This is a genomic window from Crossiella sp. CA198 (assembly GCF_052078295.1).
GTDB lineage: Bacteria > Actinomycetota > Actinomycetes > Mycobacteriales > Pseudonocardiaceae > Crossiella.
The window spans coordinates 161861-178896 of record NZ_JBQJIM010000012.1; the positions used below are offsets into that span (position 1 = coordinate 161861).

General features: G+C 70.6%; 15 protein-coding genes and 2 tRNA genes. 10 read left to right on the forward strand and 7 right to left on the reverse strand.

Translation table 11 applies throughout. The annotated features are described in order from the left end of the window. Positions 1–6: 6 nt before the first annotated feature. Positions 7–1293: a hypothetical protein gene (locus ACTOWY_RS21350; RefSeq protein ID WP_441311419.1), complete on the reverse strand. Its 1287-nt coding sequence runs from the start codon at positions 1291–1293 to the stop codon at positions 7–9. A 59-nt stretch (positions 1294–1352) separates the two neighbouring features. Between ACTOWY_RS21350 and ACTOWY_RS21355 the strand changes: the two genes are divergently transcribed. Next, positions 1353–1886: a helix-turn-helix domain-containing protein gene (locus tag ACTOWY_RS21355; protein WP_441311420.1), complete on the forward strand. Its 534-nt coding sequence runs from the start codon at positions 1353–1355 to the stop codon at positions 1884–1886. Here the strand turns inward: ACTOWY_RS21355 and ACTOWY_RS21360 are convergent. After that, entirely contained in the window at positions 1878–3356 is a 1479-nt protein-coding gene (locus tag ACTOWY_RS21360; RefSeq protein ID WP_441311421.1) for an MFS transporter, read from the reverse strand. The two genes, ACTOWY_RS21355 and ACTOWY_RS21360, sit on opposite strands and share 9 nt — an antisense overlap. Before the next feature lie 208 nt (positions 3357–3564). After that, entirely contained in the window at positions 3565–4032 is a 468-nt protein-coding gene (locus ACTOWY_RS21365; protein ID WP_441311422.1) for a hypothetical protein, read from the reverse strand. Between the two features lie 194 nt (positions 4033–4226). On the opposite strand from ACTOWY_RS21365, the gene ACTOWY_RS21370 reads away from it, so the two are divergent. The 5 genes from ACTOWY_RS21370 to ACTOWY_RS21390 all read left to right on the forward strand — a co-directional run bounded on the left by ACTOWY_RS21370 (position 4227) and on the right by ACTOWY_RS21390 (position 11308). Beyond that, positions 4227–7919 (forward strand): nitrate reductase subunit alpha, encoded by a 3693-nt coding sequence (locus ACTOWY_RS21370; protein ID WP_441311423.1) that lies wholly within the window; start codon positions 4227–4229, stop codon positions 7917–7919. Next, entirely contained in the window at positions 7919–9478 is a 1560-nt protein-coding gene (narH, locus tag ACTOWY_RS21375) for a nitrate reductase subunit beta (protein WP_441311424.1), read from the forward strand. Before ACTOWY_RS21370 ends, narH begins: the two co-directional genes overlap by 1 nt. Then, positions 9475–10086 carry a nitrate reductase molybdenum cofactor assembly chaperone gene (gene narJ, locus ACTOWY_RS21380; RefSeq protein ID WP_441311425.1) on the forward strand — a complete coding sequence of 204 codons (612 nt, stop codon included), beginning with the start codon at positions 9475–9477 and terminating at the stop codon, positions 10084–10086. The genes narH and narJ overlap by 4 nt, the downstream gene beginning before the upstream one ends. Next, positions 10083–10814 carry a respiratory nitrate reductase subunit gamma gene (gene narI / locus ACTOWY_RS21385; protein ID WP_441311426.1) on the forward strand — a complete coding sequence of 244 codons (732 nt, stop codon included), beginning with the start codon at positions 10083–10085 and terminating at the stop codon, positions 10812–10814. The genes narJ and narI overlap by 4 nt, the downstream gene beginning before the upstream one ends. Positions 10815–10879: 65 nt before the next feature. Next, positions 10880–11308 carry an HPP family protein gene (locus ACTOWY_RS21390; RefSeq protein WP_441311427.1) on the forward strand — a complete coding sequence of 143 codons (429 nt, stop codon included), beginning with the start codon at positions 10880–10882 and terminating at the stop codon, positions 11306–11308. On the opposite strand, the gene ACTOWY_RS21395 is transcribed toward ACTOWY_RS21390, so the two are convergent. Beyond that, complete coding sequence (locus ACTOWY_RS21395) at positions 11268–11792, reverse strand: DUF309 domain-containing protein (RefSeq protein WP_441311428.1); 525 nt, start codon at positions 11790–11792, stop codon at positions 11268–11270. The genes ACTOWY_RS21390 and ACTOWY_RS21395 overlap by 41 nt on opposite strands. 26 nt (positions 11793–11818) lie before the next feature. Continuing rightward, positions 11819–12781, reverse strand: a complete 963-nt coding sequence (locus ACTOWY_RS21400; RefSeq protein ID WP_441311429.1) for a helix-turn-helix domain-containing protein — start codon at positions 12779–12781, stop codon at positions 11819–11821. Positions 12782–12881: 100 nt separating this feature from the next. Here ACTOWY_RS21400 and ACTOWY_RS21405 point away from each other — a divergent pair, with 100 nt between their 5' ends. After that, positions 12882–13706, forward strand: coding sequence for an AfsR/SARP family transcriptional regulator (locus tag ACTOWY_RS21405; protein ID WP_441311430.1), 825 nt, complete (start codon positions 12882–12884; stop codon positions 13704–13706). Here ACTOWY_RS21405 and ACTOWY_RS21410 read toward each other — a convergent pair. Then, positions 13688–14206 carry an RICIN domain-containing protein gene (locus tag ACTOWY_RS21410; protein ID WP_441311431.1) on the reverse strand — a complete coding sequence of 173 codons (519 nt, stop codon included), beginning with the start codon at positions 14204–14206 and terminating at the stop codon, positions 13688–13690. The two genes, ACTOWY_RS21405 and ACTOWY_RS21410, sit on opposite strands and share 19 nt — an antisense overlap. 278 nt (positions 14207–14484) lie before the next feature. Here ACTOWY_RS21410 and ACTOWY_RS21415 point away from each other — a divergent pair. Further along, positions 14485–14558 (forward strand) — tRNA-Arg (locus ACTOWY_RS21415). A gap of 11 nt (positions 14559–14569) precedes the next feature. Then, positions 14570–14644 (forward strand) — tRNA-Arg (locus tag ACTOWY_RS21420). 2 nt (positions 14645–14646) lie between these two features. On the opposite strand, the gene ACTOWY_RS21425 is transcribed toward ACTOWY_RS21420, so the two are convergent. Continuing rightward, the gene (locus ACTOWY_RS21425; protein WP_441311432.1) at positions 14647–15975 is read right to left on the reverse strand and encodes an aspartate aminotransferase family protein; all 1329 of its coding nucleotides are present in this window, start codon (positions 15973–15975) and stop codon (positions 14647–14649) included. A gap of 86 nt (positions 15976–16061) precedes the next feature. Between ACTOWY_RS21425 and ACTOWY_RS21430 the strand changes: the two genes are divergently transcribed. Next, positions 16062–16964 (forward strand): LysR substrate-binding domain-containing protein, encoded by a 903-nt coding sequence (locus tag ACTOWY_RS21430; RefSeq protein WP_441311433.1) that lies wholly within the window; start codon positions 16062–16064, stop codon positions 16962–16964. Positions 16965–17036: the final 72 nt, after the last annotated feature.

The window sequence follows — 17036 nt, forward strand, 5'->3', positions numbered from 1 at the left end:
GCGCCCTCAGCGGGCGAGGAGCCGGGCGATCCACCCCCGGCGAGGGAGCAGCCAGTCGGCGATATCGGCGACCACAGCCGGATCAACGTGCTGGGGTGACTCGTAGTCCGCCGGGGCAGACGGCCCGGATCCGGCGAAGAACAGGTGGTCGTCGGCCTCGTGCACCCGGATGACCACGTCCGCCCGGTGCGCCAGTCCCGCCCGCCAGCTGACCAGATCCTCGGCCACGGTGACCTGGTAGTCGCGGCCGCCCTGCAGGATGAGCATCGGCTTGTCCAGGGCGGCCGCGGTGCCGACCGGGTCGTAGTCGCGCAGGTCCAGCCAGTACGAACCCGGCCACCCGAAGAGCAGCTCCGCACCCGGGGTGTCCGCCGCCAGCCCGGGATCCTCGACCAGCGCGGCCTGCCGGGTGAAGGACTCCACCACACCCGCCGTCGCGGGGCCCGGATCCAGCTCGGCCAGGTAACCGGCGACCCTGATGATGGCCCGCGGCAACGGCAAGGTGTCCCCGGCGAGGATGACCAGCCCAGCCACCGACGCCTCAGCCGCCGCGACCCGGGGCGCGGCCTTGCCACCCCCGCTGTGCCCCAGCACGAACACCCGTGCCGGATCCACCCCCGCCTGCCGCTGGAGCAGCTGCACCGCGGCCACCGCGTGCGGCACGTACTCCTCGACCATGGTGAACCCCGGCTCCGCCGCGACCCGCGGGTGCACGTGGTTGACCTTGTCGAAGCGCAGCACCGCGACACCCCGGCTGGCCAGCCCCCAGGCCAGGTCCTTGAACGGCTTGTTCGGCCCGGTGGTCAGGTCCCGGTCGAACGGCCCCGCGGTGAGCAGTACCACCGCCGGATGCGGCCTGGACCCGCGCGGCAGGGTCAGCGTGCCGGGCACCGCCAGCGGCCCGGACCCGACCGTGATCTCCTGCTCGGTGAACTTCGGCGGCGCGGCATAGCGCGGCGGCGTCCACGCCGCGGCCGGTGGCCGGAGCACCAGATCGTGCAAGCTGCCGTGGTCGTCCACCGACAGCTCCACCGTGAGCCCACCGCGCTCATAGGTCACGGGCACACTCGCCCGCACCAGCCCGGCCCCGGCAGGCGCGCACACCGGATCCCCGACCGAGACGATCGCCCCAAGCCTGGCGAGCTGCCCCTCCCACCCCACCCGCAACGCCGGTGTGGGCGCGGCCGCCCGCAATCCCGGTGAGAACAACTCCTCGACCTCCGCGAACCGCCCCTCCCGCGCCATCGCCACCACCGCCGTCGCCAGCACCACCGGATCCGCGCCCACAGTCATCCCCTCACCAACCGTTCTCATCTTTTGCGAACGGTAGCATGACATGAGATCGTTCCGGGGTGGACACCCTGGAACTGCTGGCCCACCCGGTACGCCTGCGGATCGTGCACGCCATGAGCGGTGGCCGGGAACTCACCACCGCCCAGCTGTGCGCCCGCCTGCCCGACACCTCGAAAGCCATGGTCTACCGCCACGTGGACCTCCTGGCCACCGCGGGAATCCTGGCGGTGGCCGAGGAACGCCGGGTCCGCGGCGCGGTGGAACGCCGCTACCGCCTCCGCCACGACCGCGCGGCCGTCGACGCCGAAGCCGTGGCCGCGGCCACTCCCGATGACCACCGCCGGGTCTTCGCCACCGCGATGGCCGTCCTGGTCGCCGAGTTCAACGCCTATCTCGACCGGGAGAGCAGCGACCCGGCAGCGGACCTGGTCGGCTACCGGCAACACGCGGTGTGGCTCAGCCGGGAGGAACTGGAGGAGCTGATCGGGGAGTTGCGCCGGGTGCTGGTGCCCCGGCTGACCAACCAACCGGCGGCGGACCGCGCGCGGTATTTGCTCAGCCCGATCCTGTTCCCGGTTGAGCCGTCAGGGTGACGGGCGTGCGGACTCCGGTTCCAGCACGGCGGCCGCACGATGTCGGCGCCCGGTGTACCAGGCGATCGCGCCGCACAGCAGCGCCAGCCCCGCCACCGCCAGCAGCACATCGGTCACCGAGGACACGATCAGGGCTAGGACCACCGGGCCGGTCAGGCCGCCGAGGCGGTTGAAGAAGGACACCGTGCCGGTGGCGCGGCCGCGGCGTCGCGGGTCGGCCAGGTCGGCGGCGATGGGCAGGAAGACCGCGGCCATGGTGTTGACCGCGAACAGGGCGGCGGCCAGGACCGCGGCGGAGAGCCAGGAGACGGCGGCGGTGAGGCCGGAGGTGGTGAGGGCGAGCAGGAGGGCGGCGGTGCACAGGGCCAGGCGGACGGCCAGGGGGATGGGGCCGGTGCGGCGGTAGATCAGGGCGAGCAGCACCGCGCACGGGACCATCACGACCGCGACCGCGGTGAGCAGGGCGTTGGCGGTGGTGAGGGTGAGGCCGCTGGCCCTGGCCAGGGAGGGCACCCAGGTGGTGAGGCCGAAGGTGAGCAGGCCGACGGTGGCGGCGTAGAGCCATTGCAGGCGGGCGCCGAAGGCGTTGCGGGCGTGGGGTTGGGGCTGGGCTTCCGGGGTGGGCTGGGTGTGGGCGCGGTCGGGCACCAGGAAGGTGGCCAGGACCAGGAGCAGGCCGGTGGGGGCGCCGATGAGCCACAGCACCCGCCAGCCGTAGGTGGGTTCCAGCCAGAGGGCGGAACCGGAGGCGATGAGGTAGCCGATCGCGGTGGCCACCATGGACAAACCGGCCACCACCGGGCCGCGGGCGCCGCCGGGGAACAGGTCGGCGAGCATGGTGATCAGCAGCGGGGCCAGGCCGCCGACGGCGGTGCCCATCAGGAAGCACATCACCACATTGCCGGCGAAGGTGGGCATGCAGCCGCACATGCTGGTCGCGGTGAAGGCGAGCACGGCGATGAGGTAGGAGTTTCGGCGGCCGATCCGTTCGGCCAGGCGGGTGAACAGCAGGGCGCCGGTGGCGGTGCCTGCCAGGCCGCCGACCGCGAGCAGGGAGGCCGTTTGCGGGCTGATGCCGTACTCCAGGCGCATGCCGGGGATGACGAAGCCCAGGGTGGAGGTCTTGCTGATGTCGATGGCCAGTGCGGCGGTGGCCACCAGCGCGACCAGCGGGCGGCCGCGGGTTCCGGTGGCGGCGCGGGCGGGTGCGCGCGCCGTGCCCTGCCACACCGCGGCGGCCAGGGTGGCCAGGATTCCGGCGCCTGCCAGGAACATCTCCGGCATCTCGGCCAGTGGCATGCCGTGCAGGATGCTGTCGCCGGGTGCGGCCATGCCGGGCATGGGCATGCCGGTGGTGTCCATCAGGAACGCGCGGAAGAACCCGACGATCGAGCAGATGATGGTGGTCGCCGCACCGGCCACCATGATCGCTCGGTAGGGCCGCGTTGGCGGGGACAGCGCGACGGACATCCGGACCTCGCTCTCGCTGCTCGGCCTACTTCCTTGCCGGACAACGGTATGGCCGGGATCGGGTTTCGCCATCGCCCGTCCGCGCTAGTCCGGTTGCACCGGGAAACCGGTGGCTCGTCCGGAAAAGGCCCTGTTCGGCAGGTGGTCCATTGTGGACAGTCGAGCGCGATCGCCGGGCCGCGACCGTTTCCGGTCACCGGTCGAACCACTACGGAGAAGCGACCTCGGCGAAACGCACGGCGCCGCCGACCAGATTTCCCTTTTCGGCGATCCGGGCAAGATCGACGGTGATGTCCGTTTCCCTGGATTCGGCCGTTCGGGCCAAACGCAATCCAGTGCCAATCAACAGCACCACCCGGCCGGTGCGGTTCGCCGCCCAGCGCCACGGACCTGGCAGAACAATGGGCGCCGCGGCCACCAGACTGCGCTTCGCAGGCCACACCACCGTCAGCAGATCGGCGCGATCCAGGTGGACCCGCCAGCCGGCCGGAGTGGGTAAGAACAGGCGGTTCAGGTCGGTGACCGTGCGCAGGCCGGCGGCCAGCGCGGCACTGGTCAGCAGGCCCTGGCCATCGGTTGACCTGCTGGTTTCCCCCTCGGCGAGCAGGACCGCGATCCGATTGTCCGTTTCCCCCCAAATGCTCGCTTTGATGTGCAATCGAGCCTCGATGCTCATCCCGGCACGATACATCCGATGGCCCTACCTCGCGTCAGCAGATTGGGTGATCCGGCACCGTAGAAAGTAGTCAAACGGACATTGCCCCCAAATTCTGTGTATTTACCCGGAGTTACCCCGGTGTGGACAGCAAGTCGATCCGGGCGTACGTTCGAAATCAATTCGAGCCATTCTGGGACTAAGGGGAACCGCATATGACTGCGGGGAATCCGCGCGTTCGCACGACTCCCACCACGGACAACCGCGCAGGAGACCTGCTGCTGGCGGCGGGGCGTTTGCTCAGCCGGGACGAGACCTCCGCGGACCTGCGGGCCACGTTCCAGCGCGGCGGGCGCGAGGGAGATGCCTTCTACCGGGACCGGTGGAGCCACGACAAGGTGGTGCCGTCCACACACGGGGTGAACTGCACCGGGTCCTGCCGGTGGAACGTCTACGTCAAGGACGGCATCATCACCTGGGAGTCCCAGGACGTCGACTACCCCTCGGTGGGGCCGGACCGGCCGGAGTACGAGCCGCGCGGCTGCCCGCGTGGCGCCTCCTTCTCCTGGTACTCCTACTCCCCGTTGCGGGTGCGCTATCCCTACGCGCGCGGTGTGCTGGTGGAGATGTTCCGCGAGGGGCTGCGGGTGCACGGGGACCCGGTGGCCGCCTGGGCGTCCATTGTGGACGATCCGCTGAAACGCCAGGTGTACCAGCGGGCCAGGGGCAAGGGCGGGCTGGTGCGGGTCAGCTGGGACGAGGCGGTGGACATGGTCGCCGCCGCGCACGTGCACACCCTCAAACGCCACGGCCCGGACCGGATCGCCGGGTTCTCGCCGATCCCGGCGATGTCGATGGTCTCGCACGCGGTGGGCTCCCGGTTCATGGCGCTGCTCGGCGCGCCGATGCTCTCCTTCTACGACTGGTACGCCGACCTGCCGCCCGCCTCGCCGCAGGTCTTCGGCGACCAGACCGACGTGCCCGAATCCGCCGACTGGTGGGACGCGGCCTACCTGATGCTGTGGGGCAGCAACGTCCCGGTCACCCGCACCCCGGACGCGCACTTCATGACCGAGGCCCGCTACCGCGGTCAGAAAGTCGTGGTGTGCTCACCGGACTACTCCGACGCGACCAAGTTCGCCGACGAGTGGCTGGCCCCGCACCCGGGCACCGACGCCGCGCTGGCCCTGGCCATGGGGCACGTGGTACTGCGGGAGTTCTTCGTGGACAAGCAGGAGCCCTTCTTCGCCGACTACGTGCGCCGCTACACCGACCTGCCGTTCCTGGTCACCCTCACCGAACGCGCGGCGGGCCTGGTGCCCGGCAAGTTCCTCACCGCCGCCGACCTCGGCTCGACCGAACCGGGCGCGGAGTGGAAGACCGTGCTGCTCGACGAGCGCACCGCGGAACCCGTGGTGCCCAACGGTTCCCTCGGCTTCCGCTGGCTGGACGAACCCGGCCGGTGGAACCTGGACCTGGCCGAGGTCAGCCCGGCACTGAGCGCGCACGGCGGCGGCGAGGTGGCCGAGATCCTGTTGCCGCGCTTCGACGACCCCACCGGCCAGGCAGACGTCAGCCGCCGGGGCGTGCCGGTGCGCCGGATCGGCGGCAACCTGGTCACCACCGTCTACGACCTGCTGCTGGCCCAGTACGGGGTGGCCCGGGACGGCCTGCCAGGGGAGTGGCCCACCGGCTACGACGATCCGGACCAGCCCGGCACCCCGGCCTGGCAGGAGGTGGTCACCGGGGTCCCGGCGGCCAGGGCCACCCGGATCGCCCGCGAGTTCGCCGACACCGCGATCCGCTCCCGTGGCCGGTGCATGATCGTGATGGGCGCGGGCACCAACCATTGGTTCCACTCCGACCAGGTCTACCGCTCCTTCCTGTCCCTGCTGCTGCTCACCGGCTGCCAGGGCCGCAACGGCGGCGGCTGGGCGCACTACGTGGGCCAGGAGAAGGTCCGCCCGCTCACCGGCTGGGCCACCCTGGCCGGCGCGCTGGACTGGTGCCGCCCGCCACGGCAGATGATCGGCACCGGCTACTGGTACACCCACACCGGCCAATGGCGCTACGACCGGGTCACCGCGGACACGCTGAGCTGGCCGGGCGCGGCGGGCGAACTGGCCGGGATGACCGCGGCGGACTGCCTGGCCACCTCGGCCCGGATGGGCTGGATGCCCTCCTACCCGACCTTCGACCGCAACCCCCTCGACCTCACCGACGAAGCCGAGGCAGCGGGCCAGGAACCGATCGCACACGTGATCTCCCAGCTACAGCAAGGAAAACTGGGCTTCGCCTGCGAGGATCCGGACGCGCCCGCGAACTGGCCGCGGGTGCTCACCGTGTGGCGGGCCAACCTGCTCGGCTCCTCGGCCAAGGGCAACGAGTACTTCCTGCGGCACCTGCTCGGCACCGACGCCACCCTGCGCGCCACCGAAACCCCACCGGAGCAACGCCCGAAATCGGTGCGCTGGCGGGAGAAAGCCCCCGACGGCAAGCTGGATCTGTTGCTGGCCCTGGACTTCCGGATGACCAGCACCACCCTGTTCGCCGACGTCACCCTGCCCGCCGCGACCTGGTATGAGAAACACGACCTGTCCAGCACCGACATGCACCCCTTCGTGCATTCCTTCAACGCCGCGGTCGACCCGCCCTGGCAGGCCCGCACCGACTTCGACGCCTTCCACGCCATCGCCGCCCGGCTCAGCGAACTCGCCGTGGACCACCTCGGCACCCGCAAGGACCTGGTGGTCACCGCCCTCCAGCACGACACCCCCGGCGAGGTCGCCCAGCCCGGCGGGGTGCTGCGGGACTGGCGGACCGAAGGCGGCCAACCAGTGCCAGGGGTCAACTTCCCCGCCCTGACCGTGGTGGAACGCGACTACACCGCGATCGCCGCCAAACTCGCCGCACTCGGCCCGCTGCTGGACAAACTCGGCACCACCACCAAGGGCTACACCGTGGAGGTCGAACCGGAACTGCGCTGGCTCGGCGAGTCCAACGGCCTGGTCACCGGCGGCCCCGCGGCCGGACGGCCCCGGCTGGACACCGACCAGCGGGCCGCCGACGCCGTGCTGGCGCTGTCCGGCACCACCAACGGCAGGCTCGCCGATGAGGGCTTCCGGGTGCTGGCCGAACGCGTGGGCAAACCATTGCGGACGCTGTCGGAACACCACACCGGGCACCGGATCACCTTCGCCGACACCAGATCCCGGCCCGCGCCGGTGGTCACCAGCCCGGAATGGTCCGGCGATGAGGGCGGCGGCAGGCGGTACGCGCCGTTCACCATCAACGTCGAACAGCTCAAACCCTGGCACACCCTCACCGGCCGCCAGCACTTCTTCCTCGACCACGACTGGGTGGCCGAACTCGGCGAGCAGCTCCCGGTGTACCGGCCACCGCTGGACATGCACCGGCTCTACCAGGAACCCCGGATCGGCCCCAACGGAGCCGAGGTCACCGTCCGGTACCTCACCCCGCATTCCAAGTGGTCCATCCACTCCGAGTACCAGGACAACCCGATCATGCAGACGCTCTCCCGCGGCGGACCGGCGTTCTGGATCAGCAAGGCCGACGCCGAGGCGATCGGGGTGGCCGACAACGACTGGGTGGAAGCGGTCAACCGCAACGGGGTGGTGGTCGCGCGGGCCATTGTCTCGCACCGGATGCCCACCGGCACCGTGTTCATGTACCACGCCCAGGAACGCACGGTGAACGTGCCCAAGACCGAGACCACCGGCCGCCGCGGCGGCATCCACAACTCGCTGACCAGGGTGCAGATCAAACCCACCCACCTGATCGGCGGCTACGGCCAGCTCAGCTTCGCCCTCAACTACTACGGGCCGACCGGCAACCAGCGCGATGAGGTCACCGTGCTGCGCCGCCGCTCCCAGGAGGTGACCTACTGATGCGCGTGATGGCACAGCTGGCCATGGTGATGAACCTGGACAAGTGCATTGGCTGCCACACCTGTTCGGTCACCTGCAAGCAGACCTGGACCAACCGGGAGGGCGTGGAGTACGTCTGGTTCAACAACGTCGAGACCAAACCCGGCCAGGGGTATCCGCGCCGCTACGAGGACCAGGAGAAGTGGCGCGGCGGCTGGAAACTGGGCCGCAACGGGCGGCTGAAACTCAACGCGGGCAACCGGTTCTCCCGGCTGGCCAACCTCTTCGCCAACCCGGACCTGCCCGCGCTGGCCGACTACTACGAGCCCTGGACCTACGACTACCGCAACCTCACCGAGGCCCCGCTGGGCGAGGACACCCCGACCGCGCGGCCGATCTCGGCGATCACCGGCAGGCCGACCAGCCCGAAATGGGGCCCCAACTGGGAGGACAGCCTGGCCGGCGCGCCAGAGCACGCCCAGACCGATCCACTGGTGGAGAAGCTGGGCAAGAAGATCAGCTTCGAGTTCGAGCAGTCGTTCATGTTCTACCTGCCGCGTATCTGCGAGCACTGCCTCAACCCCTCCTGCGTGGCCTCCTGCCCGTCCGGCGCGATGTACAAGCGGGCCGAGGACGGCATCGTGCTGGTGGATCAGGACGGCTGCCGCGGCTGGCGGATGTGCGTGACCGGCTGCCCGTACAAGAAGGTCTACTTCAACCACCAGACCGGCAAGGCGGAGAAGTGCACCTTCTGCTACCCGCGCCTGGAGGTCGGTCAGCCCACCATCTGCGCGGAGACCTGTGTTGGGCGGCTGCGCTACATCGGTGTGCTGCTCTACGACGCGGACCAGGTCGGCCAGGCCGCCAGTGTGCGCGACGACAAGCAGCTTTATGAAGCGCAGCTGGGGGTTTTCCTCGATCCGCACGACCGCGAGGTGGTCGCCGCGGCCACCGCGGCGGGCATCCCGCACGACTGGATCCAGGCCGCCCAGCGCTCCCCGGTGCACGCGCTGATCACCGAACACCGGATCGCGCTGCCACTGCACCCGGAATACCGCACCATGCCGATGGTCTGGTACATCCCGCCGCTCTCGCCGGTGGTGGACGCCTTGGCGGAGACCGGTTTCGACGGCGAGGACGCGGACAACCTCTTCGGCGCCATCGACGCGTTGCGCATCCCCCTGGAGTACCTGGCCGAACTGTTCACCGCGGGGGATCCCGGCCCGGTGCGATCCTCGCTGCGCAAACTGGCCGCCATGCGGGCCTACATGCGTTCGGTCAACCTGGGCGAGGAACCCGACGAGCGCGCACTGGCCACCGCCGGACTCACCCCGGCCAGTGTGCACTCGCTGTACCGGCTGCTGGCGATCGCCAAGTACCAGGACCGGTATGTGGTGCCGACCGCGGGCATCGGGCGCGCGCACGAACTGGAGGGCATCGCCGCCACCTGCAGCCTGGACACCGACGGCGGCCCCGGCATGGGCGGTCCGGCGAGCAACGGCACGGACTTGTTCGTGTGGCGGGACGGCGAACGCCCGGCCGGACTGTTCCCGACGCTGAGCCGCAAGGGCGGACGATGAGGACCCGGCAGACCCGGCTGCTGCACCGCATTGGCGCGCTGTGCCTGCACTGGCCGGACGAGCAACTCCGGCAGACCCTGCCGCTGGTGGCCGAGGCGGCCAGGGAACTGCCCGCGCCGCAACGGGTCCTGGTGCTCGCGGCGGTGGCCGAACTGGAGCGGCTGGGACCGGTGGCCGCCGGACAGCGCTATGTGGAGCTGTTCGACACCAAGCCCGGCCGCTGCCTGTACCTGACCTGGTACACCGACGGCGACACCCGCCGCCGCGGCGCGTCCCTGGCCCGGCTCAAACAGGTCTATCGCGAACACGGCGTCACACTCACCGACGGCGAACTGCCCGACTACCTGCCGGTGCTGCTGGAATTCGCCGCCACCGCGGGCGATCCGGGGCAGCGCCTGCTCGCCGAGTTCCGGCCCGCGCTGGCCAAACTGCGCGAATCAGTGTCCACAGTGGACACTGTGTACACCGGGCTGCTGGACGCGGTCCTGAGTACCATTCCCGTGCCCCGTAAAGGTATCCGCACCCTGCCGAACCCGCCGGTGGAGCGGGTGGGGCTGGAACCCGTGCTGCTCGGCTATCCCACCACCCGCGCGGAGGGCGCCCGATGACCAGTCCGATCGACCTGCTGCTCTGGGGTGTGCTGCCCTACCTGGCCATCGCCTCGATGGTCGGCGGCACGATCTGGCGGTACCGGCACGACAAGTTCGGCTGGACCACTCGCAGCTCGCAGCTGCACGAGTCCCGGCTGCTGCGCATCGCCAGCCCGCTGTTCCACTTCGGCCTGCTGTTCGTGGTCGGCGGGCACGTGATGGGCCTGCTGGTGCCCAAGGCGGTCACCGAATGGCTGGGTGTGGCCGAACACGAGTACCACCTGGTCTCGCTGACCATGGGCACCCTGGCCGGGGCGGCCACCGTGGCCGGACTGGGCATCCTGCTCTACCGCAGGCTGCGCGTGCCGGCCGTGCGCCGGGCCACCACCGGCAACGACAAGCTGACCTATGTGCTGCTGGGCGGCGCGATCCTGTTCGGCATGGCCGCGACCGTGCTCACCAACGGCGTCGGCGGCGGCTACGACTACCGGACGACCATCTCGCCCTGGTTCCGCGGCATCTTCCTGCTCAACCCGGATCCGGCGCTGATGGCCGGGGTGCCACTGAGCTTCCAGCTGCACGTGCTGACCGGGCTGCTGCTGTTCACGCTGTGGCCGTTCAGCCGCCTGGTGCACGCCTTCAGCGCACCGGTGAGCTATCTGCTGCGGCCGTACGTGGTCTACCGCAGCCGGGACGGCGCGCGGGTCGCGGCCAGGGCGCCGCGCCGGGGCTGGGAACAGCGCTGACCCGCGCGGCGGTCTACGCCGGCCTGGTCACCTTCGGGGTCACCCTGCTGATCGCCGCGGCCGCCGTGGCCACCCACCTGCCACTGCTGTTCCCTTCCCTGGGACCCACGGCGTACCTGCTGTTCAGCAGCCCGCTGACCGCCCCGGCCAGCCCACGCAACACCCTGCTCGGCCACCTGATCGGCGTGCTGGCCGGGGGCATCGGCCTGACCGTGTTCGGACTGACCCAGGCCGCCCCGGACCTGACCCACCTCACCTGGCCCCGGGCGGGCGCCGCGGCCCTCGCGCTGAGCCTGACCTGCGGTGGCATGTCCCTGCTCGGCCTGTCCCACCCACCCGCGGGCGCCACCACGCTGATCGTGGCGCTCGGCCTGATGCGCACCCTGCCCGAACTGGTCCTGATCATGCTCAGCGTGCTGGCGCTGACCGCGCTGGGCGCGGTGGTCAACCGGCTCAGCGGCATCCCGTATCCGCTGTGGCGTCCCCGGGAGTGAGCCGCAGCCGGGGTGTGCTCAGCTGCCCGAGCCCGTGCTCCAGCTCGGCGGCCTCCGCGCGGGCCCACCCGAGCAGCCCGGCCACGTCGATCCCGTACGGCGGATCCTGCCGGTACGCCTCGATGTTCCCGGCGCCGCGCTGGAGCAGGCTGAACGCGCCGGTCCGGTTGCCGCGGGCGGCGTGCGTGGCGCCCACCGCCAGTTGCGCCAGGCCCTTCCACAGCATCCGATGTTCCTCATCCGAGGACTTCCAGGCGTCCTCCAGGATCTCGTGCGCGTGGAACGGCATGCCCGCGTCAAGGAGCCGCTGCGCCTCGGTCAGCGTCACCTCCGGCGTGCGGACGACCCCCTCCGGCAGGCGCTCGATGCCGGGTGCGCCGTGCGGTAGCGGTCTGCCCAGGCCGTCCCGTGGGCGGGCGTTTCGGGCGCGACCTTCTTCATCGCGGTCGCGGTCGAGCTGCTGCGCACTGCCATCCGAACTCACCCGCCCATCATCCCACCACTGGTGGCTCAGGCGCCGAAGGTGCGACGGTAGGCCGACGGGGTGGTGCGCAGCGCGCGGCGGAAGTGCTGGCGCAGCAGCTGGCCGGTGGCGAAACCGGTGCGCTCGGCAATGCGGTCCACGGTCAGGTCGGTGGTCTCCAGGAGTTCCCTGGCCGCGGTCAGGCGTTGCTGGTTGAGCCAGCGCAGTGGGGTGAGGCCGACCTGCCTGCTGAAGTGCCGCCCGAAGGTCCGGGTGCTCATCGCGGCGCGCTCGGCGAACTGCCGCAACGTCAACGGCTCGTGCAGCCGGTGCAACGCCCAGTCCAGCACCGAACCCAGGCTGTCGGCCTGTCCCGCCGGCGCGGCGGGTGGTGGGATGTACTGGGTCTGGTCGCCCTCCCGGTGCGGGGCGATCACCATCCGTCGCCCGACCTCGGCGGCGATCGCGGTGCCGAAGTCCTTGCGCACGATGTGCAGGCACAGGTCGATCCCGGCCGCGGTGCCGCCGCTGGTGAGGATGTCGCCGTCGTCGGTGTACAGCGCGCTCTCCGCCACCCTGATGCCCGGGTAGTCCCGGCGCAGCCGTTCGGCGTACATCCAGTGCGTGGTCACCGTGCGCCCCTCCAGCAACCCGGCCGCGGCCAGCACGAACACCCCAGAACACACCGCGGCCAGCCGCGCGCCGCGGCGATGGGCCCGCCGCAGCGCGTGCAGCAGTGATTCCGGCGGCCGTGAGGAGATGCCTGCCGGGACCACCACCAGATCGGCCGCCTCCAGCGCGACCAGGCCCTCGGGGGCCTCCAGCCGCAGCCCGTCCGGGGTGCGCCGCGGCCCGGGATCGGCCTGGCACAGCGTCAACTGGTACCAGCGCGGGGTCAGATCGACCCGGTCGCAGCCGAACACCTCGCACGGCACCGCCAGCTCGAACAACCCCACCCCGCCCAGCAACGGCACCACCACGCGCAGGCGTCGCCCCCCGGTCACCACCATGGCGCGAATCTATCGAGAGCTGACCGCCAGCACCCTTACCCCGAGGTAGCGCGGCAGTCAATCTGGAGGGGGATGGGCCAGGGGGGAAAGTGTGCTGCACATGGTGAATTTCGCTCTGCTGGGCGCGATCGAGATGTACTCGGGTAACCGCCGGATTCACCTGGGTCACGCCAAACAACGCGTGGTCCTGGCCGCCCTGCTGGCCGAGGCCAACCGCCCGGTTCCGTTGCCAGTACTGGAAGATCGCCTCTGGGGCCAGCACCGGCCACCCAGCAGCCGGGCCACCCTGTATTCCTACCTCTCCAGACTGCGCGCGATCCTGGCCCAGACCGGCGGTGCCGCGATCGAGCGCGGCACCGACGGTTACCTGCTCGCCACCCCCGAACGCGCACTGGACCTGCACTGCTTCCAGGACCTGCTCCACCGGGCCCGCGCCGAACCGGACTCCGGCCTCGCGACCACCCTGTTCGAGCAGGCGCTCGCGCTGTGGCGGGGCGAGTTCTGCGCCGGGGTAGACCTGCCCTGGTTCAACAGCCTGCGCGAGACCCTGCACGCACAACGCCTGATCGCCGAACTGGACCACGCCGACCTCGCCCTGCGCCAGGGCCGCCACTCCGAGCTGCTGCCCGCCCTCACCACCCGGGCCGCCGCCCGCCCACTGGACGAACGCGCCGCCGCGCAACTGATGACCGCGCTCTGGCAGTCCGGCCGGGCAGCCGAGGCACTGGAACGCTTCGCGGTGCTGCGCACCAGGCTGGTGACCGAGTTGGGCGTGGATCCCGGTGTGCCGCTGAGGGAACTGCACTGCCGGATCCTGCGCGGCCTGACCCCGTGGCCCGGTGAGCGCGCTGGCTGGGGCTGGCGCAGGCGACCGGCCCACGCCAGCCCCAGGCAGCACGCCGGTGCTCAGTCCCGGTTGAAATAGGCGTTCTGCTGACCCTGGCAGTCCCACTGCTCGGCGACCGCCCCGTTGGCCATGCTGCGCCCGGCGATCTGCAGGCACTTCCCGCTGTAGACGTTGCGCAGGTAGAAGTACCGCGGGTCGTTCTCCTTCTGGCGCAACTCCCAGTACGCCTCGGCCTGGCCGGCGCAGGTGTACAGCTCGGCCCTCGCCCCGTTGGCCTTGCTGGGCCCGGCGATCTTGAGGCACTGGCCGGGGTGGTCCCGGTGCTGGATCCAGACGCCCCTGGCGGGGTCCAGGTTGAAGATCCAGTACGCGGCGGGTTGCGCCAGACACTCCCATTGCTGGACCCGGGCCCCGTTGTGCCCGGTGTTGTTGGCGGTCTCCAGGCATTTCCCGCTGTGCAGGAACTTCATGTGCGCGGTGAACGGCGGCGGCGCCGCGGCGGAGGCCGGTGTTCCGGCGCCGAGGATGACCAGGGTGACTATCGCGACGAAGATCGCGACTTTGCTGTGTGTTCGCATGGGAGCACCGTGCCGGAGTCGCCATGGACAGTTCTTGGAGGATTCTTGGATCCATTGCGGAAATGGGATTGACCTGCCCTCGGCGGTAGGTAATGATGAACGCACACCACGAGCGAGGAGGGGACATGACCAGTATGCGGCGTCACTCCCGACGATCCTCGTCAAGCAGCACCGGCTCCCCGCCATGACGTGCACCGCGTCGTGCCCAGGGAGCCGCCCATCGGGAAACCGATAAGGGCGGCTTCTCTTATTTGGTGTGCCTGAATGTATTTCTTTTTACCCTTGTAGCTCAGTTGGACAGAGCGCCGCATTACGAATGCGGAGGTCCCAGGTTCGAGTCCTGGCAGGGGTGCTGGCAATTCAGCCCTCATGGTCCAACGGAGAAGATGCCGCCCTCCGAAGGCGGCGATGCAGGTTCGATTCCTGCTGAGGGCACCAGCTCAGGGCCAGTTCGCGGTCACCTCGCCGATGGCCTGATCCAGGATCTCCAGCCCCAGCCCCAATTCCTGCTCGGTGGCGGTCAGCGCCGGCGCGATCCGGAACACCCCGCCCATCCCCGGCAGCTGCACGATGTTCATATGCAGCCCCAGTTCCAGGCAGCGCTGGGTCACCGCCGCGCCGAGCGCGTCCGAGCCCTGCTTGGTCTCCCGGTCCACCACCAGTTCCAGCCCCACCAGCAACCCTCGGCCACGCACGTCGCCGACCACTTCGTGCTGCGAGGCCAGCTCCCGCAACCCCGCCCGCAACACCTCGCCCAGCCGCACCGCCCGCTGATCCAGGCCATCGCGCTCCAGCACGTCGAGCACGGTGTTGCCGACCGCGGCGACCAGCGGATCGGAGACGTGCGTGGTGAAGAACAGGTAGCCCCGGTCGTGCGCCTCCTGCTCGATCTCCGCGCTGGTGATCACTGCGGCCAGCGGCAGACCGGCGCCCAGGGTCTTGGACAGGGTCAGGATGTCCGGGACGATGCCGTCGCGTTCGAAGGCGTACCAGGTGCCGGTGCGGCACAGGCCGGTCTGCGCCTCGTCCAGGATCAGCAGCATGCCGCGCTCGCGGCACTTCTCGTGCAGGGCGGCGAAGTAGCCGGGCGGGGGTTCGAGCACGCCGCCGGAGGACAGGATCGGTTCGACCAGGCAGGCGGCCAGGTTGCCGGTGGACTGGGCGTCGATCAGGTCGAAGCCGAAGTCCAGCTGACGCCGCCAGTCCAGGGTGCCGTCGGGCGCGAGGAAGTCGGGGCGGTAGGTGTTGGGGGCGGGGATGGCGAAGTTGCCGGGGGCGGCGGGGCCGTAGCCGCGGCGGCCCGCGCTGTAGGTGGCGCCCGCGGCGGCCTGGGTCATGCCGTGCCAGGAGCGGGCGAAGGAGACGATCTCGTGCTTGCCGGTGACCAGTTTGGCCATGCGCAGCGCGGCCTCGTTGGACTCGGCGCCGGTGGTCAGCAGCTGCACCTTCGCCAGTGGCGCGGGCAGGGTACCGGCCAGGCGGCGGGCCAGCTCGACCACCGGGCGGCTGAGCATGCCGCTGAACAGGTGGTCCAGGGTGCCGATCTGGCGGCGCACGGTGTCCACGATGGCCGGGTGCGAGTGGCCCAGGATCGCGCTCATCTGCCCGGAGGTGAAGTCCAGGATCCGGCGGCCGTCCTCGGTGCGCAGGAAACTGCCCTCCGCACTGGCGATGATCTCGGGCGTGAACGTGCCGCCGTAGCGGACCAGGTGCCGATCGACGTCGGCCCAGAACTCGGTGACCGGGGTACCGGTGGTCGGAGCAGCCATGACCCCGACGCTACGACCGGCCGAGCAACGGGTCCAGCTCACAATTCCGACTGTCCTGTTCGGCGGAACCGAACAACAATGACAGCGTGTTGAACCCGTGGCGGCTGCGGCTGCTGAGCCAGCTGGACACCCTGGGCACCGTGCGCGCGGTCGCCCAGGCGGCCAGGCAGAGCGCGTCCAGCGTGTCCCAGCAACTCGCCGTGCTGGAAGCGGAAACCCGCACCCAGCTGCTGGAACGCACCGGCCGCCGGGTGCGGCTGACCCCGGCCGGGCAGCTGCTGGCCCGGCACGCGCGGGCGATCCTGGACCACATGGACACCGTCGAGGCCGAACTGCGGGTGCTCGGCGAGGAGCCCACCGGGCTGGTCCGGCTGGGCGCGTTCCAGAGCGCGATCCACAGCCTGGCGGTGCCCGCGGCCACCCAGCTGGCCCGCAGCCACCCGCACCTGGAGGTCGAACTCCTCGAACTGGAGCCGCACGAGAGCATCCCGGCGCTGCGGGTCGGCGAGGTCGACCTGATCATCACCACCCCGGACTTCGTCGAGGTCCCACTGGGCCCGGACGTCGACGTGGTGCCCCTGGCGGTGGACCCGGTGGTGCTGGTGGTCCCGCCCGAGCAGGCCGGGCACGGCCCGGTCGACCTGGCCACCTGCGCGGGCGAGCCGTGGGCCTTCGACATGCCGGGCTCCTACATGGCCAACGTGACCACCCGGCTGTGCCGCCAGGCCGGGTTCGAGCCGCGAGTGGTGTGCCGGTTCAGCAACTACCTGATGACGTTGCAGCACGTGGAGGCAGGCCTGTCCGTGGCCCTGCTGCCCGCCCTGGCCGTAGACCACCGCTACCGCGTCGCCACCCGCGAACTGACCCCCGCTGTCACCCGCACCATCACCGCCGTCCTGCGCCAAGGCGCCCGCCCCCGCCCCGCCCTGAACCTCCTCCTCGAAACCATCCGCCACCTCCCCATCCCCGCGGCCCTGTCCGCCCCCTAACCCCCACACCGTGTTGGCCGTTCTGGACGGTGTGTTGGCCGTTGTGGACGGCGAGTTGGCCAAACTGGTACG